We start from the raw sequence: 23,109 nt of genomic DNA, 5'->3' as shown, positions 1-23,109 counted from the left end.
AGAGGAAACGACACATGAGCACTTCCAACAACATCATCAGCATCATCGGCGCCGGCGGCATGGCCACGGCGATCGCAGGGCGCGTCATCAAGGCAGGACAGACGGTTGAGGTCATCGTCCGCGACCCGGCCAAGGCGCAGGCGTTTGCCGGCCAGCTGGGTGCCGGCGCGACCACCGGGACCTACGGCGCCACACCCACGGGCGACATCGTCATCCTCGCCGTGCCGTACAGCGGTGCCGCGCCTGTGATCGCCGATTTCGGCGAAGCTTTGACAGGCAAGGTAGTCATCGACATCACCAACCCGGTCGCATCCGACCTCTCCGGCCTCGTCACGCCCAGCGGCAGTTCCGGCGCGCAGGAAACGGCGAAAGGCCTTGCCGCCGGCGCGCATGTCGTGAAGGCGTTCAACACCCTGTTCGGCCCGGTCCTGGCCAAGGGTGGGCAGCTCGACGCGTTCATGGCGGGCGACGATGCCGGGGCCAAGGCGCGCGTCGCGGCCTTCCTTGAAAGTCTCGGGCTGCGGCCGCTGGATATCGGCGCCCTGCACATGGCGCAGACGCTCGAGTCGCTCGGCTTGCTGATGATCGGACTGGCCAAGAACGGCGCCGGCACCTTCGACATCGCCATGCACGTCGATATCGGCCCGAAGCGATGAGCACCCAGGCGAACGTCCAGATCGTCAGGAATCTACCTGCGGCGATGGGTCGCGAGGGACCTACTTAGAACGGAAGGAAATATCATGACGAAGAAAACGTATCACGGCGCGTGCCATTGCGGCGCTGTCACCTTTGAGGCCGCCATCGACTTCGAAAAAGGCACGACACGCTGCAACTGCTCGATCTGCACCAAGTCGCGCTTATGGTTTGCGATCGTGCCGTCGGAAGATTTTAAGATGGGACAAGGCGAAGACCATCTGGCCGACTACACGTGGATACCCGCTGGCAAAACGGACTCCCACCTTTACTACCGCTTCTGCAAGACATGTGGTGTCCGCACCTTCGCGAAGGGTATCGACGGCACGTTCTACGCAGTGGCGATCGTCACACTGGACGGTTTCGAGGAAGAGGCCGACGTACTCGCCAGGACACTGAAATATCAAGATGGCCGCCATGACGACCTCAAGCATGCGCCGGCCGACACGCGCCTGCTGTGAACTTGGCGGGTCGCGGCACGCGCCTGGCTGGGCGTCCATACCGGTCTTTTAGCGCCCGGCGAAGATGCTGGCCATTTCCGACATGTGCTCGGTGCCCCAGGTACATAGCGGGACGATCGCCTCGGCCAGGCTGCGGCCGAGCGGAGTCAGCGCGTAGTCCACGCGCGGCGGCACTTCCTTGTAGTCGGTCCGCGCCAGCACGCGATCGGCCTCCAGGTCCTTCAACTGCTGTATCAGCACCTTGTCGCTGACGCCCGGAATCAAGCGCTTGAGCTCGCCGTAACGCCTGGGGCCATCGCGCAGGAAAAACAGGATCAGCGGTTTCCATTTGCCCGAGATGATGCGCAGCGTCGCGTCGAGCCCACAGGAAAAGTCGGGGCCGGCGGTGGTGACTGCGCCGCAGGTTTGGGGAAGCGTGCTCATTTTTCCATCCTTATTTTTGGTACTTACCTAAAAGTGCATACTTGACCTTAGGTTAGCAGGACCGCATAGTGGAGTCAAGGAGCAGCTCCCTGCCTCCCCACAACTTATAGGAATACACCATGACCAGATTGAATGGAAAGACCGCAGTCATCACCGGCGGCGCAACCGGCATCGGCCTCGCCGCAGCAAAGCGCTTTATTGAGGAAGGCGCCTTCGTTTTCATCTTCGGCCGCCGCCAGGAGGCGCTCGACGCGGCGCTGGCTGAACTCGGGCCCAATGCCCGCGCGGTGAAGGGCTCGGTCTCCAACCAAGCCGACCTGGACCGGCTCTATGCCGCGGTACAGGCCGAGCGCGGCACCCTCGACATCGTGCTGGCGAATGCCGGCGCGGGTGGCCCGCTGCCCCTCGGCCAGATCACCGCCGAGCACATCGACGAGACCTTCGACACCAATGTGAAAGGGACCATTTTCACGGTGCAGAAGGCGCTGCCACTGATGAAACCGGGCGGTTCGATCATCCTGACCGGATCAAGCGCCGGCGCCACGGGTGCCCCGGGTTTCGGCGCCTACGGCGCGAGCAAAGCGGCCGTGCGCAACCTGGCGCAGACCTTTGCGCTGGACCTGAAAGGCAGCGGCATCCGGATCAACGTCCTCTCGCCCGGTCCCACGGCAACCGAACTGGCGAAGGCGGCGCTGGGCGAGGAAGGCCAGAAAGCCTACGGCATGATGACGCCGCTCCAGCGCATGGCCGATCCCGCCGAACTCGGCGCAGTGGCGGCTTTTCTCGCGTCGTCGGACAGCAGTTTCATGACAGCCAGCGAGGTCGCCGTCGATGGCGGCCTGGCGCAAGTCTAACCACCAAGGACTATTGATGATTTATTCAATTATCGGCTTCGGCAAGATCGGCCACGCGCTCGCCAAGGCGTTCGCCAGATCCGGCATCGAAGTTTCCGTCGCCACCACGCGCGATCCGGAAAGTTTCGCTGCGGATGCCGCCGCAATCGGGCCGCAGATTATTCCCACCACGCTGGCGCAAGCCATTAAGGCGGACATCATCTTTTTGGCCGTTCGTTACGAATCGCACCCGGATGTCGCGAAGGCGCTGCCGTCCTGGCAGGGAAAGACCATCGTCGATGTGACCAATGCCTACGGCGCGCCTGCCGAGGAGCTGATAGGACGGTCATCCGCTGCGGTAGTCGCCCAGGCCTTCAGCGGTGGCAAAGTGGTCAAGGGCTTCAACCATCTGGGCGCACCCGTGCTCGGCCAGGATCCGGCCGTGCATGGTGGCAGGCGGGTCGTGTTCCTCTCCAGCGATGATGACGGCGCAGCGGACCAGATCGCGGCACTGGCGGAGCAGCTCGGTTTTGCGCCGATCAAACTCGGCGCGCTTGCCGAAGGCGGACTGCTGGTGCAGGGGGGCAGCAATACCTGGGGACATTTGATCTTCAAGGACCTGGTCAAGTTTGACTGATGAATGGGACTGGAGCGATTCCATGATTCAGGGTGATCGATGCGCTGCCAAGGCGCAGGCCTGCGGAAAGGCCGCGCGACGCGAGCCGGACGGATTTCCGCAATGACGGGCGGCCTATGGCAGGATCGCCAGCGCGTCGATTGCCTGGTCATTGGCGGCGGTCCCGCCGGACTGACGGCGGCGCTCTACCTGGCGCGCTTCCGGCTGTCCGTCCAGGTCATCGATCGCGGCGCGGGACGGGCCGCTTCGATCCCGCTGACACGGAATTATCCAGGCTTCCCCGACGGCATCAGCGGCCGCGAACTGGTCCAGCGCATTGGTGAGCAGGCGGTCCGCTACGGCGCCCGAATTACCACCGCCGAAGTGGCGACGGTGGAGCGATCTGGCGACATCTTTCAGTGCCGTACCAGCAGCGGCCTGATCGAGGCGTCGACGGTGATTCTCGCCACCGGCATTCGCGACGTCCGCCCGCCCCTTGACGACGAATTGCACGCTGCGGCGCTCGCGGCAGGGCTGATTCGTTATTGTCCGATCTGCGACGGCTTCGAGGTGAGCGGCCGAAGGGTAGCGGTGATCGGTCGCGGCGCGCACGGCGCCCGCGAGGCGGCCTTCATCCGCAGCTACACGGACGACGTGACGCTGCTGGCGTGGGACGGGACCACCAACCTGGATGTCACGCAGCGGGCCGGCCTGGCGGGCGCGGGCATTGCGGTGGTCGATGGCGCGGTGGCGTCGGCGCGCATGCAGCACGACAAGCTGATTCTTGCCACCGATTGCGGGGAGCTGGCCTTCGACGCGGTCTATCCTGCTTTGGGCGCGCAGGTCGCCTCGCGGATCGCGCAGGAGCTGGGGGCCCAGGTAAATGAGGACGGCTACCTTCATGTCGACGAACACCAGCGCACCGGCGTGCCGGGCCTGTATGCCATCGGCGACGTGGTTGCCGGCCTAAACCAGATCAGCCGCGCGACCGCACAAGCCGCGACGGCCGCGACGGCGCTACGTAATGACCTCTTGCTTTCGCCGCCACCCTGAGTTGACATGGCGACTGGCTGAACCTATAGTCGCGTAGTTAACCGATGAGAATGAGAATCATGTTCAACCCGCTGAAAATTACGCTCCGTTGTTTTGCTCTGCTGCTTGTTTCTTTCTGGCTGGCCGCCGCCGCGCAGGCGCAGGGAGGCGAGCAGAACGCTGGCGCCAAGCAGTTGTGGCAGTTGATTGATTATCTGGCGGTCGACTACGGCGGCGCCGTCGAAAACGGCAAGGTCGTCAGCGACGGCGAGTACGCCGAAATGCTGGACTTCTCGGACAACGCGATCAAGCAGATCGCCGCCCTCCCCGATCACCCCGCCAAGCCGGCCGTGTCGGCGGCGATCGCCGAATTGCGCGCGGCGGTCGTGCGCAAGGCCGATGCCACCGAAGTGAAGCGGCTGGCGCATCGCTCCAATGAGCTGTTGATCGCGGCCTACCCGATTCCGCTGGCGCCGAAGGCGCTGCCGAATCTTGCGCATGGCGCATCCTTGTTTGCGGCGCAATGCGCTTCGTGCCACGGCGCCATCGGCGGCGGCGACGGAGCGCTGGCCGCGACCCTGGATCCCAAGCCGATCGCCTTCACCGACGGCCAGCGCGCCCAATCGCGCAGCGTCATGGCGCTGTTCCAGGTGGTGTCGCAAGGCGTGTCGGGCACTTCCATGCCGAGTTTCTCCGCGCTGCCGGAGGCGGACCGCTGGGACCTGGCGTTCTTCATCGGCGGCCTGTCGTTTGACGACGCGGCGCGCGCGCGCGGCGAAAAACTGTGGAAGAACGATCCCAAGGTAAGGAAGCTGTTCCCGGATCTGTCCGCCGTGACCACGCTGACGCAGGAAGCCATCGCCGCCGCCACCGGCGAGGCGGCCGCGCGCGACCTTATCGCCCACCTGCGCGCCAAACCGGGCGACGCCGAAGCGAGCAAGCCGTCCGGCCTCGCTCTGTCGCGCCTGCGTCTCGCGGAAAGCCTGACGGCGCTGCATGCCGGCGATCGCGCCACCGCGACCACGCTCGGCCTGTCGGCCTACCTTGATGGCTTTGAGCCGATCGAGCCGGTGGTCGGCGCCCGCAACAAGTCACTGTTGATCGCGGTGGAAAACGCGATGCTGGCTTATCGCTCGGCCGTCGCCAAGGGCAGCGTTGTTGAGGCGGACGCATCGGCGGAGCAGCTGCGCAAGCTGTTCACACTGGTCGAAAAGGAAATCGGCGAGGCCAAGGCCGATCCGCTGACCACCTTCGTCGGCGCGCTGACCATCCTGTTGCGCGAGGGCGTCGAGGCCTTGCTGATCGTGATCGGCATCATCGCCTTCCTGCGCAAGGCGCAGCGCAAGGATGTTTTACCCTATGTCCATGGCGGCTGGATCGGCGCGCTGGTCGCGGGCGGCCTGACCTGGCTGGCGGCGACCTATCTGGTGACGATCAGCGGCGCCAGCCGCGAAGTCAGCGAAGGCATCGGCTCGGTGTTCGCGGCGCTGGTCCTGCTCAGCGTGGGCTTGTGGATGCACCAGAAGAGCAGCGCCGGCCGCTGGCAGGAATATCTGGCCGAGAAGTTGACGGCGGCCATGAGCCGTCGCTCGGCATGGGGCTTGTTCGCGCTGTCGTTCATCGCGGTGTATCGCGAGGTGTTCGAGACGGTGCTGTTCTACTCGGCGCTGGCGGCGGACGGCAACGGCGGCGCGCTGCTGGCCGGCTTCGTCGCCGCCATCGTGCTGTTGGGGATGATCGCCTGGGTCTTGCTGCGCAGTAGCGCGCGCATGCCGATCGGGAAGTTCTTCTCGTTGACGTCGGGCTTCGTCGCGGTGCTGGCGGTGATCCTGATCGGCAAAGGCGTGGCCGCGTTGCAGGAAGCCGGCTGGATCGGCGTCACCCCGGTCAACTTCCCGCGCGTTGATCTGCTCGGCGTGCTGCCGACCATGGAGACGCTGGCCGCGCAGGCGCTCATACTCCTCATCATCGTTGGCGGCTTCGGCTACAACCGTTTCTCGGCGATGAGGGTGCAAAAAACCTGATGCCTGCTTACGCCGGCGTCACGTCGCTGCCTTCGACCAGCAGCAGGCGGTACTCGGCGCCCTTGAAGCGATGCTCGCGCGCTTCCTGATAGGCCGGGCTGTTGTACCAGGCGCGCGCCGCGTCCATGTCGTTGAAGCGCAGGATGGCCACGCCTTCGGTCGGCGGCCCTTCCAGCACGTCGAGCGCGCCGTAGAAGGCGACCCGGGTGATGTCGTGGCCGGCGCGGGCGGCCGGCGCAGTCTGCGCATACAACTGCATCTCCGCAGCGTCGGTGGTGTTTTCGCGGATAAAGATAACGTAAGCGGACATGCGGGGCTCCTTGGGATTAGACGGTCTTCAGGAATTTTAACAGGTGCTCGAAGTGGTAGGCCTGGTCGTCCCACATGCAGAGATGGCTGCCTTTCGGGCAGATCATCGAACTGCCGCGCGGCATCAGCCTGGCCATCTTTTGCATGTCCTTCGGATCCATCTCGTCATGCGTGGCGCCGATCGTCAGCGTGCGCACCTTGATTTCGTGCAGGCGATCCCAGCGATCCCAGCCCTTCAGGTTGCCGGTGACCAGGAACTCGCTCTTGCCCTGCATCTGGTTGTAGATCTTCAGATTGGCGTGACGGAACACGCGGTTGACGGCGTCCGGCCATGGGTCGGTCCGGCAGATCACTTTCGGATACAGCTCCTCCATCATGATCTGCTCGTACTCGGGCGAGTCGTAGGCTTCCTTGGCTTCCAGCGCCTGCAGCTTGACCTGCGTCGCCGGCGGCAGCTGTTTCTTGATGACGTCCAGATGGCGCAGCAGCGAATCGATGCTGGCGGTCATATTGGCGATGACCAGGCCGCGCAGGTGCTTCTGGTGGCGCAGCGCGTACTCGATCCCCAGTATGCCGCCCCACGAGTGGCCGTACAGGACGAAGTTGTCGAGTCCCAGGCCGACGCGCACTTCCTCCACCTCCTCCAGGTAACGCGGCAGCGTCCACAACGACGGGTCCTCCGGCTGGTCCGAGTTGCCGCAGCCCAGCTGGTCGTAGTAGTACATCTCGATGCCGGCCTCCGGCAGGAAGGATTCCATCGCCTCCAGGTATTCGTGCGTGAATCCGGGGCCGCCGTGCAGCAGCAGTACCTTGATCGGGCCGCTGCCGACCTTCTTGGTCCACACTTTGTATTTGCCGCCGACCACCGGCACCATCTTGACGCCGGCGGTGCGGATGCCGGGCGGATTCAGGCCGTCGGCCTTGACGACGGTCGCGCCGCCGGACGTGCCGGCCGCGTTCGCGGTGGAATTGACGCCAACGGCGGCCACGGTGGCGGCGCTAGCGCTGAGAAAATGTCGACGATCCATAACACTCACCTTGCGTTGTAAAAAACCGCAGCATACACGATGAATATTACAGTGTAAAGTCAGCTCGGGCTGCTGTGGAACAGGTGGTTTTGTCGCAAGCCCACTTCGCGGAAGCCGGCGCGGAGGATATTGTTCAAAGCCGGCTTGACCTCGCCCTCACCCGGCGCTTCAGTCTCGATGCCGGCGACCACACAGCCGGCGCCCCTGGCATCCGCCAGCCTGGCGGCCAGCAACAGGTGCTGCGCGCCCTGGCGCCGCGCCTGCGGCAAGGTGGCGGTCATGCCGAGCCAGGCGCGTTCGCCGTCGATGTACAGCGCGCCCGTGGCGACCGGCGCGTCGTCGGCGTCGCAGGCGAAGTAAATTCGCCAGCCGGGCCGGCCCACCAGCGCGGCCATCCAGGGAATCACGATGGCGGGCATGCCGAAGCTGCGGCACAGGATGCCGGCGCCGAGTTCGCGCTCGTCGTCGCGGGCGAGGCGCACGCGCAGCGTTGCATCCGGCGACGCGGCCGGCACCGCGTCGCTCAGGTCGCGCAGCAACAGCACCCACGCCGGCTGCGGCGCAGGCTGCACCGGCTCCCAGTCGGTCAGCCAGAATTGCTCGACGCCGGCCTCACCGTAGGCTTGCCTGATCCAGTCCAGCGTGTCGGTGGCGGTGCGCGCGCCGTCGGGCAGGCCGACCACCCTGTTCATCATCGGCGACGGCATGGCCTGGACGCGCAGCAGCGTGGCCGTGGTTCCCGGCACATCCAGCGCGGCGCACCCGAGCTGCGGCGGCGCCGCCGCGAAAAAATCGCGGCGTGCCCCGGTTTCAATAGACTCGGCGATAATGCGATAATCTGTTTGCATAACTCTGGATAAAAAAATCAATGATTCATAAGAAGATCAAAGGGGAGCCACTGGATCGGGTCCGCATCGCCCAAGTCGCGCTGGCGCTGATCGACGAACATGGCATCGACCAGCTGAGCATGCGCAAACTGGGCGGCGTGCTCGGTGTCGAAGCCATGGCGATGTACTACTATTTCCGCAACAAGGCCGAGCTGCTCGACGGCATACTCGACATCGTGCTGGGCGAAGTCGCGGCCAGGCTGACGCCCGAGGGCACGCCGCTGGAACGGGTGCGCCGCACCTTCGACGCGCTGCGCACCATCGCGATCGTGCATCCGCACGCCTTCCTCAGCATGGTCTCGCGCCGTTTCCGCACGCAGCCGTCGCTGCAATTCTACGAGCAGCTGCTGCAGCTGTTCCACGAAGCCGGCCTGACGCCGCAGCAAAGCGCCTGCTACTACCGCCTGATGGCCAATTTCACCGTCGGCGCCGGGATCGCGGAAGTCGGCAGCCGCGCCAGGCAGCCCGACGCCGCGCCCATCATTTTGGAAAACTTCAACCAGCCGGAGACCTTCCCGCGCATCACGGCGGTGGCGCCGCATCTGCGCGTCACCGAACTCGATGCTATCTACCAGTCGGGCATGAACATCCTGTTCGCGGCCTTGAGCGCGGAGCTGGCCAAGGCCGCGACGGACTGATACCGCTCAGGGCGCGTCGAGGAAGAAGATGGCATAGGCCTTGGCCGGCGTGGTTTCGGTCGGCTTGTCGATCTGCACCTGGGCGCAGTCGCGGGCAACCTGGCTGCGCCAGTTGCCGACGCCGGCGTTGGCGAACAGCGCGTGCGCCTTCGAGCCCAGGCTCATGTCCAGCGCCAGGCGGGCGTTGCGCGCACCGGTCTTGGCGTAGTTCACGCCGCGCAGCTCGAAGCCGAACGCGGTCAGCCACGGTTCCCACAGGCCGCCCTCGACGCCCTGCACGATGCGGTTCAACATCTCCTCCAGGCGCAGGCCCTTCTTGACCACGCCGCGCAGGGTTTCCAGCGACGGCGCCGAGCGCGCGTCGGTGTCCTGCTTGCCGGCGCCGGTCTCGCCGATCGCCTTCAGCTCCTTGGAAAAGGTGGCGTCGCGCTCGGTGTAGTCGCGCACGCGGCCATAAAAATCGGCATCGAGGAAGGGATTGACGCCGCTGGCGGCTGGCGCCTCGGGAGTCTTCGGAGGCTGTTTTTTGGTGTTCATGGGATGTGCCGCTGATGTGTAAGGGGCGTAGTTTATCCCACCTTGAAGGCTTCGATGACAATCTTCGCCACCTCGCCGTGGAATTCGGGGCGGATCTTGTCGTCCTTGCCCGGCTGCGTGAGGTAGACCGCCAGCACGATCGGCGCCGCGCCCGGCGGCCAGACGACGGCGATGTCGTTGACCGTGCCGTAGTCGCCGGCGCCGGTCTTGTCGGCCAGCGGCCATGCGGCCGGCACGCCGGCGCGGATGCGGGTGGCGCCGGTGGTGTTCCCCAGCATCCAGTCCTTCAGCTGTTGGCGCTGCGGCGGCGGCAGCGCGTCGCCCAGCACCAGCTTGTGCAGCGAGCGGGCCATCGCCGCCGGCGTGGTGGTGTCGCGCGGATCGCCGGGAATGGCGGAGTTGAGCTCCGTCTCCCAGCGCTCCTGGCGGAACTCGGCGTCGCCGATCGAGCGCGCGTAGGCGGTCACCGCCGCCGGGCCGCCGATCTGCTTCATCAGCAGATTGGCGGCCGGGTTGTCGCTGTATTGCAGCGTCGCCGCACACAGCTCGGCCACCGTCATGCCGTCGTCCAGATGCCTGGCGGTGACCGGCGCGTGCGGCACCAGGTCGTCCTTCGTGTAGCGGATGCGTTTTGTCAGCAGCGCCGGATCGCGCGCCAGCACCGCCGCCGCCAGCATCATCTTGAAAGTGCTGCAGAACGGGAAGCGCTCGTCGCCGCGATGCGCCAGCACGCGGCCGTCGCCGGTGTGGATCGCCGCCACGCCGAGCCGCCCGCCGGACGCCTGTTCCAGCCGCGCCAATCGCGCCTCCGGCGACGGTGGCTCGGCGGCGCGGGCCAAGGGGGCGGCGGCCAGCGCCAGCAGCAGGGAACGGCGGAACGGAGAATGGGTCATCGCAGCGAAAACGGGATCAATGATGTGCTCGAATCATACCAGCGGTGGGCGCGATGCGTCGCCAATTGCGCGCACCGCATTCCGGCGCGGATGTAGACTGGATCATGGCTACTCAAGTGCTCATCGTCGGCGCCGGGCCCACCGGCCTGGTACTCGCCATCCGCCTGGCGCGGCAAGGCGTCTCCGTGCGCATCATCGACCAGAACAGCGGTCCGGGACAAGCGTCGCGCGCGATGGCGGTGCATGCGCGCACGCTGGAGTTCTACCGCCAGCTGGGCTTCGCCGACGTGGTGGTCAACCTCGGCATCAAGATCGACACCATCCACCTGCGCGAGGCCGGCGAGGACATCGTCCAGCTGCCGCTGAAGGACATCGGCGCCGGCCTCAGTCCCTACCCCTTTGTGCTGGCCTTCGCGCAGGACGACCACGAGCGCTTCCTGGTCGAGCAGCTGCGCGCCGGCGGCGTCGAGGTCGAATGGAACACCGAACTGGAGTCGTTCACGCAGGACGAATGGGGCGTGCGCGCGGTGCTGAAGCGCGACGATGAACGCCTGCCGTGCAGCAGCGTCTACCTGTGCGGCTGCGACGGCGCCCGCAGCCGGGTGCGCGAATCGCTGAAACTCGATTTCAGCGGCGGCACCTACGACCATCTGTACTACGTGGCCGACGTGCAGACCGCCGGCCCGCCCAACCGCGACCTGGTTGGCCACCTCGGCGCCAACACCTTCGCGCTGATGCTGCCGGTGCGCTCGCGCGGCATGCAGCGCCTGATCGGCATCATGCCGCCGCAGGCGCCGCCGGGCGCCGGCTTCGACGCGGTGCGGACCATGCTCGAAGCGCTGCTCGGCATCGAGGTGGCCCAGCTGAACTGGTTCTCGACCTACCGCGTGCACCACCGCGTGGCGGCGCACTTCCGCGCCGGCCGCTGCTTCATCGCCGGCGACGCCGCGCACATCCACAGCCCGGCCGGCGGCCAGGGCATGAACACCGGCATCGGCGACGCCGTCAACCTGGCGTGGAAGCTGGCGCACGTGCTGCGCGGCCGCGCCGACGCCGCGCTGCTCGATACCTACGAAGCCGAGCGCATCGTCTTCGCGCGCAAGCTGGTGGTGACCACCGACCGCGCCTTCCAGCTGATCGTGTCGCAGGGCGCGGGCGGACAGCTGTTGCGCAGCTGGCTCCTGCCGCATGTGTTCCCGGTGCTGGCCGGCTTCGCCGCCGCGCGGCGCACGCTGTTCAAGACGCTGTCGCAGGTGCAGATCCATTATCCGGACAGCCCGCTGAGCGGCGGCCGCGCCGGCGAGATCATCGGCGGCGACCGGTTGCCGTGGCTGCCGCTGGCCGATGGCCACGACAATTTCGCCGCGCTGCACACGCTGGACTGGCAGCTGCACGTCTACGGCCAACCCGCACCCGCGCTGACGGCGGCCGCATCGGCGCTGCGCCTGCCGCTGCAGGCCTACCCCTGGAGCGAGGCGGCCGCGCAGGCCGGGCTGCTGCAGGACGCCGCCTATCTGGTGCGCCCCGACATGCACGTGGCGCTGGCGCTGCCGCGCCAGGAGGCCGACGCGCTGCGCGAACTGGCCGACCGTTTCACGCTGCGTTTTTCCGCCGAGTCGCCCTGAATTAGTTTATTCTAGGCAAAATTTGGGAGGAGACACCATGAGCAGAACCGCAAAAAAAATCGCGGTCGCCATCCGCCACGTCATGTTTGAAGACGTCGGCAGCTTTGCCGCACCGCTGGCCGCCGCCGGCTACGGCCTGCGCTACCTGGAGGCCGGCGTCGACGACCTGGCGCCCGCCGCCGAGGCCGACCTGCTGATCGTGCTGGGCGGCCCGGTCGGCGTCAACGACGTGCGCCATTATCCTTGCCTCGCCGACGAAATCGCGCTGCTGCGCAAGCGCCTGTTCGCCGACCGGCCGACGCTGGGCCTGTGCCTGGGCGCGCAGCTGATGGCCAGGGCGCTGGACGCCTCGGTCCATTCCGGCATCCGCGAGATTGGCTGGGAGCCGCTGCGCCTGACCGCGACCGGCGCCGCCTCGCCGCTGCGGCATCTGGCGCCGGACCTGACCTCGATGCTGCACTGGCACGGCGACACCTTCGACCTGCCCTACGGCGCGGAGCTGCTGGCCTCGACCCCGGCCTGCCGCCACCAGGCCTACGCGATCGGCAAGCACGGCCTGGCGTTCCAGTGCCATCCCGAATTCGACCCGGCGCGGCTGGAGCAGTGGCTGATCGGCCACGCGGTGGAACTGGTGCACGCCGGCGCCCATCTGGAAGACCTGCGCGCCGGCACCCGCCGCCACGGCGAGCAGCTGGCGCGGCAAGGCGCGCTGATGCTGCGGGAGTGGCTGAAGGGCCTGGCCTAGCCTAAAGCCATTGACATCCATGGGGGCGCCGCGCTAAGGTCGGCCTCGCGCCGATTCTTCCCCCCATACCCAAAGGATGTCATGAGTACCTTCTCCCGCCGCGACCTGCTGCTGTCCGCCCTCTCCGCCACCGCCGTCGGCGCCCTGCCAGGCTTCGCGCTGGCGGCCACCACCAACGCCGCCAGCCCCGCCGACGCCGGCTTCACCACGCTGCTGGACCAGATCGCCGACGAAATCCTGCGCCTGTCGCCGACCGGCGCCACCGGCCTGGGACTGGACAAAGACGCGCGCGCCGGACTCAAATCGCAGCTGGAGGACGTCGGTCCCGACGGCGACGCCGCGTGGGCGACGCAAGTCAAGTCGATCCAGACCCGCCTGCGCGGCGTCGACCGCGCCGCGCTCAGCGACACCGCGCAAACCCGCTACGACACCATCGCCTACGCGGCCAAGGAAGGCATCGCCGGCCTGCGCTTCCCGTTCGGCGGCGCCGCCAGCGGCTTCAACGGCGGCACCGCGCCGTTCCCGGTCACGCAGCAGGACGGCGCGCTGACCCGCATCCCGGAATTCCTCGACTCGCAACACGCGATCGCCAACGCCGCCGACGCCGAGGCCTACCTGGAACGCGTGGCCGCGATGGCGCGCATGCTGGACCAGGAAACCGCCCGCATCGCCGAGCAGTCGGCCAAAGGCATCATGCCGCCGAACTTCATCTGCCGCACCGCGATGACGCAAATGAGCGACTTCCTCAAGACGCCGGTGGCCGGACAAAAGCTGGTGACCTCGATCAGCGAGCGCACCGCCAAACTGGGCCTGGACGGCGACTGGCACGCGCGCGCCACCAAACTGGTGCAGGGCGAGGTCTATCCGGCGCTGCAACGCCAGCTGGTCAGCTTCGGCAAGCTCACCGCCGGCGCCATCGACGTCGCCGGCGTGCATCGCCTGCCCGACGGCGCGGCCTACTACGAGTGGGCGCTGCGGCTCGGCACCTCGACCGACCGCAGCGCCAGGGAGATCCACGCCATCGGCCTGGAACAGAACAAGATGCTGCAATCGCGCATCGACGCCATCCTCAAGTCGCAGGGCATGACCAAGGGCTCGGTCGGCCAGCGCATGCTGGCGCTGTCCAAGGATCCGGCGCGCTTCTACGCCGACAACGACAAGGGCCGCGACCAGCTGATCGCCTATTGCAACGACCGCGTCGACGCGATGCGCAAGCTGATGCCACGCATCTCGCACCTGGACATGAAGGCGCCGCTGCTGATCAAGCGGGTGCCGGCCGATATCGAAGCCGGCGCGCCGCTGGGCTATATGAATTTCGCCTCGCTGGACGGCAAGCGCCCGGCGATCTACTACATCAACCTGAAATCGACCACGCTGTGGCCGAAGTCGGAGATCGCCACGCTGACCGCGCACGAAGGCATCCCGGGCCACGCCTGGCAAGGCGCCTACCTGGCCGAGCACCAGCACGAGCTGCCGCTGATCTCGTCGCTGATCGGCTTCAACGCCTTCGTCGAAGGCTGGGCGCTGTATGCGGAACAGCTGGTCGACGAATTCGGCCTGTACGCCAACGATCCGTACAGCCAGATCGGCTACCTGCAGGCGCAGCAGTTCCGCGCCTGCCGGCTGGTGGTGGACACCGGCATGCACGCGATGAAGTGGTCGCGCCGCCAGGCGATCGACTTCCTGGTCGAGAACACCGGGCGCGGCGTGCAGGCGATGACCAGCGAAATCGACCGCTACACGGTGTCGCCGGGCCAGGCCTGCGGTTACAAGATGGGCCACAACGAGATCCTGCGCCAGCGCGAGCGCGCCAAGGCGGCGCTGGGCGGCAAGTTCGACCTGGCCGGCTTCAACGACGCGCTGGTGCAAAGCTGCGGCGTGCCGCTGACCGTGCTGCCGACGCTGATCGACCGCTATATTGTGAAACAACAGCGTGCTTAAATATCCATTCAAGTAATGATGTTTTTGTTGTAAGCTGGGTGGCCCATGAAAACCATCGCTATCATCGGCGGCGGCATCACCGGTGTCACCACCGCCTACGCCCTCGCCCAGCGCGGCTTCGCCGTCACGCTGATCGAACGCCATCGCTACGCGGCGATGGAAACCTCGTACGCCAACGGCGGCCAGCTGTCCGCCTGCAACGCCGAGGTGTGGAACCACAGCGCCACCATCGTCAAGGGCTTGCAGTGGATGCTGCGCAGCGACGCGCCGCTGCTGATCAACCCCAAGCCAAGCTGGCACAAAGTGTCGTGGTTCGCCGAATTCATCGCCGCCATTCCGCACTACCGCGACAACACCATCGCCAACGCCAGGATGGCGGTGGCGGCGCGCGAGCACCTGTTCCGCTGGGCCGAGGACGAGCAGATCGATTTCGACCTGAAGCGCGCCGGCATCCTGCACATTTGCCGTGACCGCGACAGCTTCGAACGCGCGGCCGAGGTCTCCAAGCTGCTGGCGCGCGGCGGCCTGCCGCGCCGCGCCGTCACGCCGCAGGAGATGCGCGCCATCGAGCCGACGCTGGCCGGCGACTTCTACGGCGGCCACTACACCGACAGCGACAGCAGCGGCGACATCCACAAGTTCACCGACGGCCTGGCGCGGGCGGCGCAGCGGCTGGGCGCGCAGCTGCGCTTCGAGCGGCAGGTGGTCAACGTCAGCGCCGGCGCGGACGGCGCCAGCGTCACCACGCTGCATCAGGAACAGGCCGACACCAGCCATTACGACGCGGTGGTGATCTGCGCCGGCGCCGCCAGCCGCGCGCTGGCGGCGCAGCTGGGCGACCATGTCAACGTGTATCCGGTCAAAGGCTATTCGATCACGCTGCAACTCAACGACGCCGCCAGCCGCGCCGCCGCCCCCAACGTCAGCCTGGTCGACGACGCGACCAAACTGGTCAGCAGCCGGCTCGGCGCGGACCGGCTGCGCGTGGCCGGCACGGCGGAGTTCAACGGCTACAACCGCGACATCCGCGCCGACCGCATCGCGCCGCTGGTGGACTGGGTGCAGCGCTGCTTCCCCGGCGTCAGCACGCGCGGCATCACGCCGTGGGCCGGGCTGCGGCCGATGATGCCGGACCTGGTGCCGCGCGTCGGGCCGGGCAAGGCGCCCTGCGTGTTCTACAACACCGGCCACGGCCACCTGGGCTGGACCTTGTCCGCCGCCACGGCCGAGCTGGTGGCCGAGCGCATCGCGTCATCCATGGGCTCTGTGGTGCAACGCACGCCGGCGCCCTTGAAATTGGCGTAAACTGCCTTCATCTGTTGCCTGTAACAACTAGGAGCTTGATCATGAAGGTTAAATCATACGCACGCATTACCCTGCTGGCCGGCGCCATGGCGCTGGCGGCGCCGGTGTTCGCCGCCGAACCGACCGTCAAGGAAGTCTACGCGGCGGCCCAGGCGGGCAACTACGTCGAAGCGCAGGCCATGATGGACCAGGTGCTCAAAGCCCATCCGAACAGCGCCAGCGCGCACTTCGTCGAAGCGGAGCTGCTGGCCAAGCAAGGCAAGTTCAAGGCGGCCGAGGTGTCGCTGGCCAAGGCCGAGGAACTCGCGCCCGGCCTGCCGAAGGTCAATCCGACCTCGGTCGCCAAATTGCGCACGCTGCTGGCCGAAGGCCAGAAGCCGCGCGCCGACTATTCGCAGCGGCAGCCGGCCCGCAGCAGCAACGGCGGCGGCTACGCCAACAACGCCGGGACGTCGGCCGGCGGCGGCATCCCTTGGGGCACCATCCTGATCGTCGGCGGCGGCCTGCTCGGCTTCATCTGGCTGGCGACGCGCTTCATGCAGCGCCGCGCGCAGCAGAGCGGCGGCGGCTTCGATCCGGCCGGCTACAACGCCGGCGCGCCGCAACCGGGTTATCCGCCCGGCGGTTATCCGCAGCAAGGCGGCTTCCCGCAGCAGGGTTATCCGCAGCCGGGCTACGGCCAGCCGCAAGGCAGCGGCATGGGTTCGCGCATCATGGGCGGCCTGGCGACCGGCGCCGCGCTCGGCGCCGGGCTGGTGGCGGGCGAAGCGATCGCACGCCAGTTCACCGGCGGCAGCCATGGCGACAGCTCGGGCAACCATGACCAGCCGCGCAACGATATCGTCTACGATAATCCGGACGAGCTGCTACGCCGCGACGACATGGGCGGCAACAACTTCGGCGTCAGCGACGGCGGCTGGGACGATTCCGGCGGCGGCGGCGGCGATAGCGGCGGCGGTGGCGGCGACTGGGACTGATCGCACCATCTGGTTCTACAACGGGGCGCGGCGCTCGCCCGCCCCGGCAGCTTCCATCGCCAGATCCCAATACGGCGGATCGCCGAAATACTCCCTCAAATGACGTATCAGCAGCTGGGCCTTGGCCTGGTTGGAGCGGCCCGGCATGTGCACCGCGTGGATCGCCGACTCGCCCGGATCGCGCCGCGGCGGCACCGCGTCGCGCCGCACCGGGTCCATCGGGAACACCGGCACCAGTTGGCCGGCGACGATGGCGTCGCTGACCAGCCAGTTCGCCAGGTGCACGATGCCGGCGCCGCCGATCGCCGCGTGCAGCAGCGAGTCGGTATCGTCGCAGCGCAGCTTGCCCTTCACCGCCAGCGGCTGGTTCTGGTTGACGCCCTCGAAACGCCACCAGCCGCGCGGCGCCGAACGACCGGTCACCGTCAGGCACTGATGCTGCAACAGGTCCAACGGCGATTGCGGCCAACCGCACCGCGCCAGATAGGCCGGGCTGGCGCTGAGCACACGGTTCAGCCCCGCCAGCCGGGTGGCCACCAGATCGCTGGCCGGCAGCACGCCGGCGCGCACCGCCACATCGACGCGCCGCGCCGCCAGGTCCACCACATCGTCGCTGACATGCAGCTCCACTTCCAGCAGCGGATGGCGTTGCAGGAACACGGCGATGGCGGGCGCAACGTGCAGGCGGCCGAAGGCGGCCGGCGCCGTCACCGTCAGCAGGCCGCGCGGTTCGCTGTCCAGTTCCTGCACCGCCGCCTTGCCGTCGGCCAGCTCCGCCAATATGCTGCGCGCCCTCGGCAGGAAGCGTTCGCCGGCGTCGGTCAGGATCACTTGCCGCGAACTGCGCAGCAGCAGCCGCGCGCCCAGCTCCGCCTCCAGCGAATCGAGCTTGCGCGACACCGACGACACCGCGATCTTCAACTGCGCCGCCGCGCGCGACAGGCTACCGGTTTCCACTACGGCAACGAAGCATTGCAAACAGTCAATCATGGTCCCTCCATCGACAGAGCGGTTTGCAGATATTGCAAATAGTGTTTGTCTTTTTCCATATTGTGCCATTTTTTGCAAAGCTGCATACTACGCTTTATCGCAACAATCTCAAGAGAACAACATGAAACTCGCAAGTATCGCCGCCGCCCTCGCCGTCGCTTTCGCCGCCCCCGCCTACGCCGCCGCGCCGCTGGCCGGCACCAACGCCCCCGGTTTCTTCCGCATCATGCTGGGCGACTTCGAAGTGACAGCGATCAGCGACGGCACCGTCGACCTGCCGATGGACAAGCTGCTGCACCAGCCGGCCGCCACCACCGGCAAGGAACTGGCGCGCTCGTGGCTGAACGTGCCGCTGGAGACTTCGGTCACCGGCTACCTGGTCAACACCGGCGGCAAGCTGGTGCTGATCGACACCGGCGCCGGCAACCTGTTCGGCCCGACCTTGGGCAAGCTGCTGGCCAACCTGAAAGCCTCGGGCTATCAGCCGGAGCAGGTCGATGAAATCTATATCACCCATTTGCACCCGGACCACGTCGGCGGCCTCGCGGCCAACGGCAAGGCGACCTTCCCCAACGCCGTCGTGCGCGCCGAGCAGCACGACACCGACTTCTGGCTCAGCCAGGCCAACCTGGACCAGGCGCCGGCCGACAGCAAGGGCTTCTTCCAGGGCGCGATGGCGTCGGTGGCGCCGTATGCATCGGCCCAGCGGCTGCAACCGTTCAACGCCGGCGTCGAACTGACGCCGGGCATTCGCGCCAACGCCGGTTACGGCCACACGCCGGGCCACACCACCTACCTGGTCGAAAGCAAGGGCAAGAAGCTGCTGCTGATCGGCGACCTGATCCACGTCGGCGCGGTGCAGTTCGACCATCCGGAAGTGACCATCGGCTTCGACAGCGACAGCAAGACCGCCGCCGCCGCGCGCCTGAAGACCTTCCAGGCGGTGGCCAAGGACGGCACGCTGGTCGGCGCCAGCCACCTGGCCTTCCCCGGCCTGGGCCACCTGCGCAGCGCCGGCAAGGCCTTCGACTGGGTGCCGGTGAACTACACGCAGTTGCGCTAGTCAGCGTGCAGTCAGCTACCACGGTCTACAATAAGCGCATGGATATGAGCACCACACCCCGTCCGATCACCGTGATGGTCGTCGACGACCATCCGCTGATGCGCGCCGGCCTGACGGAGGCGATCTCCAGCCAGGCCGACATGCGCGTGGTCGGCGAAGCGAGCGACGGCAACGAGGCGGTCGAACGCTACGCCGCGCTGCGGCCCGACGTCACCATCATGGATATCGCCATGCCGCAGCTGTGCGGCGTCAAGGCGCTGGAGCAGATTCGCGGCGAGCATGGCGGCGCCCGCGTCGTCATGCTGACCACCTACAAGGGCGACGCGCAGATCCTGCGCGCGGTGAAGGCCGGCGCGCAGGGGTTCCTGTTGAAAAGCACACTGCGCAAGGACCTGCTGGACACGGTGCGCGGCGTGCATCTGGGGCAGCGCTGCATCCCGCCGGAGATCGCGATGGAACTGGCCCAGCACATGGGCCAGGGCCCATTGAGCGCGCGCGAGATGGAAGTGTTAATGTATGCGGCGAGCGGCAACTCCAACCGCCGCATCGCCGAGCGCATGACGATTTCCGAGGAAACCGTCAAGGCTCACATGAAGAACGTGCTGGCCAAGCTGGCCGCGAACGACCGCACCCACGCGGTGACGATCGCCCTCAAGCGCGGCATCATCACGATCTAGTCGGCTAGTCGGCCGCCGCCGCGGCCAGCACCACCAGCAGCACGCACGGCAGCAGCAGGCCGAAGAAGCCGAACACGCCGAACGCCAGCGCGCCGCTGATGCAGCCGGCGCCGAACGCCAGCACCGGCCACACCAGCTTCTTGCAGCGGCCGATCGCGTCCGGGTCGCCGCGCAGCGAATCCACCAGCTCGATCACCAGCGTGGTGACGTTGCCGGTCATGACGGTGGTGGCGGCCGATTTCCCCAACAGCAGCTTGCCGTACGCGTTCTGCACCGCCATCGCGGCGGCGCACAGCATGCCGGTCAACAGGCTCAGCGGCGCGTCCGCATGCAGCATCGGCAAGGCCGCGTAGGCGCAGACGACGGTGGCGATCAGCAGCAGCAACTGCACCACCAGGCTGTTGCGCAGCTGCTTGCCGCCGTGGCGTTCCCAGTACAGGATCAACAGCCGCGCCAGCGCGACCGCCAGGATAAACACCGGGAACACCAGCAGCTTGGGAATGATCTCCGCCGCCGGCTGCACCAGCGCGCGGCCGATCAGCACGAAGTTGCCGGTGACGTGGGCGGTGAACAGGCCGAACAGGCCGACGAAGCCCAGGGTGTCGACATAGCCGGCGAGGAAACCCAGCGTGGTGCCGAGTTTGATATCACTTCGTTCCATCAGTACCTTTCTGAATATCGAGCCAGGCCACCAGCAGGAAGGCGCCGGTCAGGCCGAGATGCTCGAAGAAGCCGTTGGCGGCCATGAAGCGCTCCATGCCCGCCATCTCCCAGAAGCGGTTGGCGACGAAGGTGGCCAGCAGCGTGAACACGCCGAGGAAGCCGGCGCCCAGCCAGCGGTAATAGCCGCTCAGCACCAGCAGCGAGGCGCCCAGTTCCAGCGCGATCACCAGCGCCGCCAACGGCGCCGCCGGCGCCAGGCCGAAGTGCTGCATCTCGCCGATGGCGGCATTGAAGTCGGTCAGCTTGTTGAGGCCGCCCTGCAGATACGCGGAGCACAGCAACAACAGACACACCCAGCGGATCCAGGGCGCGCGCAACGGCGCGGGAAAATGCAGCGCCATCAGACCGCCCAGCAGGCGCAGCCCAGCGCACCCCAGAAGCTTTTCAGATCGGCGATCGGCAGCTTGCTGGTCCACGCGGTGGCGTGCTGGTGGCCGTGCACGCCGCACGAGTTGGCGCAGCCGCAGGCGGCCTGCTGCTGCCGCAGCGCCGCCTGCTGCTGTTTGCGCTGTTCCAGTTCCTTCAGCGCGGCGCGGTTGTTGCCGATCTGCTCGCCCCAGCCGGCGTAGCCGCCGAAGCGCCGCACCGGCGACCAGTCCGGCATCGCCGGTGGCGGCGCCTGGTCGAAGCCGGCGAACTGCCCGGCGGCGTAGACGATCTTGCCGCCGACGATGGTCAGGTGCGAGCTCATGTCGGAGATCTCGCTCTCGGCGCAGGCGTAGAAGTCCTTGTCCGGCACGATCAGGTCGGCCAGCTGCCCCACCTCGATGCGGCCCTTCTTCCCGACCTCGTTCGAGAACCAGGTGGTGTTCTCGGTCCACATGCGCAGCGCGGTTTCGCGGTCCAGGCAATTGGCGCGCGGGTACAGCTGCATGCCGCCCACGGTTTTACCGGTGATCATCCACGCCAGCGACACCCACGGATTGTAGGAGGCGACGCGGGTGGCGTCGGTGCCGGCCGAGACCTTGACGCCGGCCTCCAGAATTTTCTTGATCGGCGGCGTCGCCTCGGCCGCGCCGTGGCCGTAGCGCTCGACGAAGTATTCGCCCTGGTAGGCCATGCGGTGCTGCACGGCGACGCCGCCGCCCAGCGCGGCGATGCGGTCGATCGACGCCGGCGAGATGGTCTCGGCATGGTCGAAGAACCAGTTCAGGCCTTCCAGCGGAATCTCCTGGTTGACGCGCTCGAACACGTCCAGCGCGCGGCTGATGGTCTCGTCGTAGGTGGCGTGCATGCGCCACGGCCAGCGGTTCTGCGCCAGCACGCGGATCACGCCTTCCAGGTCGTCCTCCATGGTGTCGGGCATGTCCGGGCGCGGCTGGCGGAAGTCCTCGAAGTCGGCCGCCGAGAAGGTCAGCATCTCGCCGGCGCCGTTGTGGCGGAAGTAGTCGTCGCCCTGCTGGTACTTGACGCTCTGGGTCCAGTTCAGGAAGTCTTCCTTCTCCTGCTGCGGCTTTTGCGTGAACAGGTTGTAGGCCAGGCGGATGGTCAGCTGATTGGCGTCGGACAGCTGCTGGATCACCTGGTAATCCTCGGGATAGTTCTGGAAGCCGCCGCCGGCGTCGATGGCGCCGGTGACGCCGAGGCGATTCAGCTCGCGCATGAAGTGGCGGGTCGAATTGACCTGGTATTCCAGCGGCAGCTTCGGCCCCTTGGCCAGCGTCTGGTACAGGATGGCGGCGTTCGGCTTGGCCAGCAGCAGGCCGGTCGGATTGCCGGCGCCGTCGCGCAGGATCTCGCCGCCGTGCGGCTCCGGCGTGTCCTTGGTGTAGCCGACCGCGCGCAGCGCGGCGCCGTTCAACAGCGCCCGGTCGTACAGGTGCAGGATGAACACCGGCGTGTCCGGCGCCACCGCGTTCAGTTCGGCGATGGTCGGCAGCCGCTTCTCGGCGAATTGATGTTCGGTGAAGCCGCCCACCACGCGCACCCATTGCGGCGCCGGCGTGATCGCCACTTGCGCCTTCAGCATCGCCATCGCGTCGGCCAGGCTGCGCACGCCGTCCCAGCGCAGCTCCAGGTTGAAGTTCAAGCCGCCACGGATGATGTGGCAGTGGTTATCGATCAGGCCGGGCAGCACGCGCTTGCCGTGCAGGTCGACCACCTGGGTGGCCGGACCGGCCAGCGCCATGATCTCGTTGGCGCGGCCGACGTGGGTGAAGCGGCCATCCTTGATCGCCACCGCTTCGGCGTGCGGATTGGCGCGGTCGAGCGTGGTGAACAGGCCGCGATGCAGAATCAGATCGGGAATTTGGGACATCAGGTGCTCCTGGTTTCATCGGACTTCTGCGCGGTGGGCAGCTGGCCGAAACAATGCGGTTTGACGTGGTCTTCGATCCACGACACTTTGGGGGCCTGCGGCTGCCACAACTGGCGCAGCAGCGGCGGCAACTGTTCGCCCACCAGGATCCCCAGCAGGCCGACCAGCGCGATCACCGGCGGCGCCGGCGACCGTACATTCAGAAAGCCGTAGATCAGGCCGACCAACAGGCCCACCGCTATCGACACAATATACATCTTCATGGTATTCCCCTCGATGGTGACGCCACAGTGTACGGCCGGCGCGCGCGCTTGCCATCACTGGGAAGGTCAGCCGGCGACTCACTCTTTCGAGTGAGGCGGCGGCCGCGATAGTTGTCATTGTGAGCACATCATGGGTGGTAAAATGCATGTAACCCACCCGCAGGCCAGA

General features: G+C 66.9%; 25 protein-coding genes. 14 read left to right on the top strand and 11 right to left on the bottom strand.

What is annotated here, in order from left to right; translation table 11 throughout:
• The first annotated feature begins 14 nt into the window (after positions 1-14).
• Positions 15-656, top strand: a complete 642-nt coding sequence (locus GW587_RS19300) for an NADPH-dependent F420 reductase (protein WP_166106169.1) — start codon at positions 15-17, stop codon at positions 654-656.
• A gap of 84 nt (positions 657-740) precedes the next feature.
• Entirely contained in the window at positions 741-1,154 is a 414-nt protein-coding gene (locus GW587_RS19295) for a GFA family protein (RefSeq protein ID WP_166106167.1), read from the top strand.
• Between the two features lie 48 nt (positions 1,155-1,202).
• Here the strand turns inward: GW587_RS19295 and GW587_RS19290 are convergent, their stop codons facing one another.
• Positions 1,203-1,577, bottom strand: coding sequence for a winged helix-turn-helix transcriptional regulator (locus tag GW587_RS19290; protein WP_166106166.1), 375 nt, complete (start codon positions 1,575-1,577; stop codon positions 1,203-1,205).
• 119 nt (positions 1,578-1,696) lie between these two features.
• Between GW587_RS19290 and GW587_RS19285 the strand changes: the two genes are divergently transcribed.
• From GW587_RS19285 to GW587_RS19270, 4 genes are all read left to right on the top strand, one after another.
• A complete protein-coding gene (locus GW587_RS19285) occupies positions 1,697-2,431 on the top strand; it encodes an SDR family NAD(P)-dependent oxidoreductase (RefSeq protein WP_166106164.1) in 735 nt (244 codons plus the stop codon).
• Between the two features lie 16 nt (positions 2,432-2,447).
• Entirely contained in the window at positions 2,448-3,047 is a 600-nt protein-coding gene (locus GW587_RS19280) for an NADPH-dependent F420 reductase (protein ID WP_166106162.1), read from the top strand.
• A 102-nt stretch (positions 3,048-3,149) separates the two neighbouring features.
• Positions 3,150-4,079: an NAD(P)/FAD-dependent oxidoreductase gene (locus GW587_RS19275; protein ID WP_166106160.1), complete on the top strand. Its 930-nt coding sequence runs from the start codon at positions 3,150-3,152 to the stop codon at positions 4,077-4,079.
• A gap of 59 nt (positions 4,080-4,138) precedes the next feature.
• Complete coding sequence (locus GW587_RS19270) at positions 4,139-6,082, top strand: cytochrome c/FTR1 family iron permease (protein ID WP_166106158.1); 1,944 nt, start codon at positions 4,139-4,141, stop codon at positions 6,080-6,082.
• Positions 6,083-6,089: 7 nt separating this feature from the next.
• Here GW587_RS19270 and GW587_RS19265 read toward each other — a convergent pair whose 3' ends face one another.
• From GW587_RS19265 to GW587_RS19255, 3 genes are read right to left on the bottom strand one after another with little or no spacing between them, the layout of a single operon-like run.
• On the bottom strand, positions 6,090-6,392 hold the full coding sequence (locus tag GW587_RS19265; protein WP_166106156.1) for a DUF1330 domain-containing protein: 303 nt from the start codon (positions 6,390-6,392) through the stop codon (positions 6,090-6,092).
• Between the two features lie 16 nt (positions 6,393-6,408).
• Entirely contained in the window at positions 6,409-7,419 is a 1,011-nt protein-coding gene (locus GW587_RS19260) for a proline iminopeptidase-family hydrolase (protein WP_166106154.1), read from the bottom strand.
• A gap of 59 nt (positions 7,420-7,478) precedes the next feature.
• Positions 7,479-8,267, bottom strand: coding sequence for a GNAT family N-acetyltransferase (locus GW587_RS19255; protein WP_166106152.1), 789 nt, complete (start codon positions 8,265-8,267; stop codon positions 7,479-7,481).
• Positions 8,268-8,287: 20 nt separating this feature from the next.
• Between GW587_RS19255 and GW587_RS19250 the strand changes: the two genes are divergently transcribed.
• Positions 8,288-8,944 (top strand): TetR/AcrR family transcriptional regulator, encoded by a 657-nt coding sequence (locus GW587_RS19250; RefSeq protein ID WP_166106151.1) that lies wholly within the window; start codon positions 8,288-8,290, stop codon positions 8,942-8,944.
• A gap of 6 nt (positions 8,945-8,950) precedes the next feature.
• Here the strand turns inward: GW587_RS19250 and GW587_RS19245 are convergent, their stop codons facing one another.
• Both GW587_RS19245 and bla read right to left on the bottom strand, forming a co-directional pair.
• A complete protein-coding gene (locus GW587_RS19245; RefSeq protein ID WP_207393558.1) occupies positions 8,951-9,481 on the bottom strand; it encodes a hypothetical protein in 531 nt (176 codons plus the stop codon).
• Between the two features lie 32 nt (positions 9,482-9,513).
• Positions 9,514-10,374, bottom strand: coding sequence for a class A beta-lactamase (gene bla, locus GW587_RS19240; RefSeq protein ID WP_166106149.1), 861 nt, complete (start codon positions 10,372-10,374; stop codon positions 9,514-9,516).
• Positions 10,375-10,478: 104 nt separating this feature from the next.
• On the opposite strand from bla, the gene GW587_RS19235 reads away from it, so the two are divergent.
• The 5 genes from GW587_RS19235 to GW587_RS19215 all read left to right on the top strand — a co-directional run bounded on the left by GW587_RS19235 (position 10,479) and on the right by GW587_RS19215 (position 16,967).
• The gene (locus tag GW587_RS19235) at positions 10,479-11,999 is read left to right on the top strand and encodes an FAD-dependent oxidoreductase (protein WP_166106147.1); all 1,521 of its coding nucleotides are present in this window, start codon (positions 10,479-10,481) and stop codon (positions 11,997-11,999) included.
• Between the two features lie 37 nt (positions 12,000-12,036).
• A complete protein-coding gene (locus tag GW587_RS19230) occupies positions 12,037-12,744 on the top strand; it encodes a glutamine amidotransferase (RefSeq protein ID WP_166106145.1) in 708 nt (235 codons plus the stop codon).
• Positions 12,745-12,825: 81 nt separating this feature from the next.
• Positions 12,826-14,685, top strand: coding sequence for a DUF885 domain-containing protein (locus tag GW587_RS19225; protein WP_166106143.1), 1,860 nt, complete (start codon positions 12,826-12,828; stop codon positions 14,683-14,685).
• Positions 14,686-14,730: 45 nt separating this feature from the next.
• A complete protein-coding gene (locus GW587_RS19220) occupies positions 14,731-15,990 on the top strand; it encodes a D-amino acid dehydrogenase (RefSeq protein ID WP_166106141.1) in 1,260 nt (419 codons plus the stop codon).
• A gap of 41 nt (positions 15,991-16,031) precedes the next feature.
• The gene (locus GW587_RS19215) at positions 16,032-16,967 is read left to right on the top strand and encodes a tetratricopeptide repeat protein (protein WP_166106139.1); all 936 of its coding nucleotides are present in this window, start codon (positions 16,032-16,034) and stop codon (positions 16,965-16,967) included.
• A gap of 15 nt (positions 16,968-16,982) precedes the next feature.
• On the opposite strand, the gene GW587_RS19210 is transcribed toward GW587_RS19215, so the two are convergent.
• A complete protein-coding gene (locus tag GW587_RS19210) occupies positions 16,983-17,957 on the bottom strand; it encodes a LysR family transcriptional regulator (protein WP_166106137.1) in 975 nt (324 codons plus the stop codon).
• Positions 17,958-18,078: 121 nt separating this feature from the next.
• Between GW587_RS19210 and GW587_RS19205 the strand changes: the two genes are divergently transcribed.
• Positions 18,079-19,020 carry an MBL fold metallo-hydrolase gene (locus GW587_RS19205; RefSeq protein WP_166106136.1) on the top strand — a complete coding sequence of 314 codons (942 nt, stop codon included), beginning with the start codon at positions 18,079-18,081 and terminating at the stop codon, positions 19,018-19,020.
• Positions 19,021-19,064: 44 nt separating this feature from the next.
• Positions 19,065-19,697, top strand: coding sequence for a response regulator (locus GW587_RS19200; protein WP_308495394.1), 633 nt, complete (start codon positions 19,065-19,067; stop codon positions 19,695-19,697).
• Positions 19,698-19,701: 4 nt separating this feature from the next.
• On the opposite strand, the gene GW587_RS19195 is transcribed toward GW587_RS19200, so the two are convergent.
• From GW587_RS19195 to GW587_RS19180, 4 genes are read right to left on the bottom strand one after another with little or no spacing between them, the layout of a single operon-like run.
• Positions 19,702-20,358 (bottom strand): YoaK family protein, encoded by a 657-nt coding sequence (locus GW587_RS19195; protein ID WP_166106132.1) that lies wholly within the window; start codon positions 20,356-20,358, stop codon positions 19,702-19,704.
• The gene (locus GW587_RS19190; RefSeq protein ID WP_166106130.1) at positions 20,345-20,761 is read right to left on the bottom strand and encodes a DoxX family protein; all 417 of its coding nucleotides are present in this window, start codon (positions 20,759-20,761) and stop codon (positions 20,345-20,347) included. Before GW587_RS19190 ends, GW587_RS19195 begins: the two co-directional genes overlap by 14 nt.
• Positions 20,761-22,677, bottom strand: a complete 1,917-nt coding sequence (locus tag GW587_RS19185; protein ID WP_166106129.1) for an amidohydrolase — start codon at positions 22,675-22,677, stop codon at positions 20,761-20,763. The genes GW587_RS19190 and GW587_RS19185 overlap by 1 nt, the downstream gene beginning before the upstream one ends.
• Entirely contained in the window at positions 22,677-22,940 is a 264-nt protein-coding gene (locus GW587_RS19180) for a XapX domain-containing protein (protein ID WP_166106128.1), read from the bottom strand. The genes GW587_RS19185 and GW587_RS19180 overlap by 1 nt, the downstream gene beginning before the upstream one ends.
• Positions 22,941-23,109: the final 169 nt, after the last annotated feature.

Origin of the sequence: Duganella aceris, assembly GCF_011090165.1 — a bacterium.
In the GTDB taxonomy this organism is placed as follows: Bacteria; Pseudomonadota; Gammaproteobacteria; order Burkholderiales; family Burkholderiaceae_D; genus Rugamonas; species Rugamonas aceris.
The sequence above is the reverse complement of the archived record's forward strand: the minus strand, read 5'-3'. Positions and strand labels throughout refer to the sequence as shown.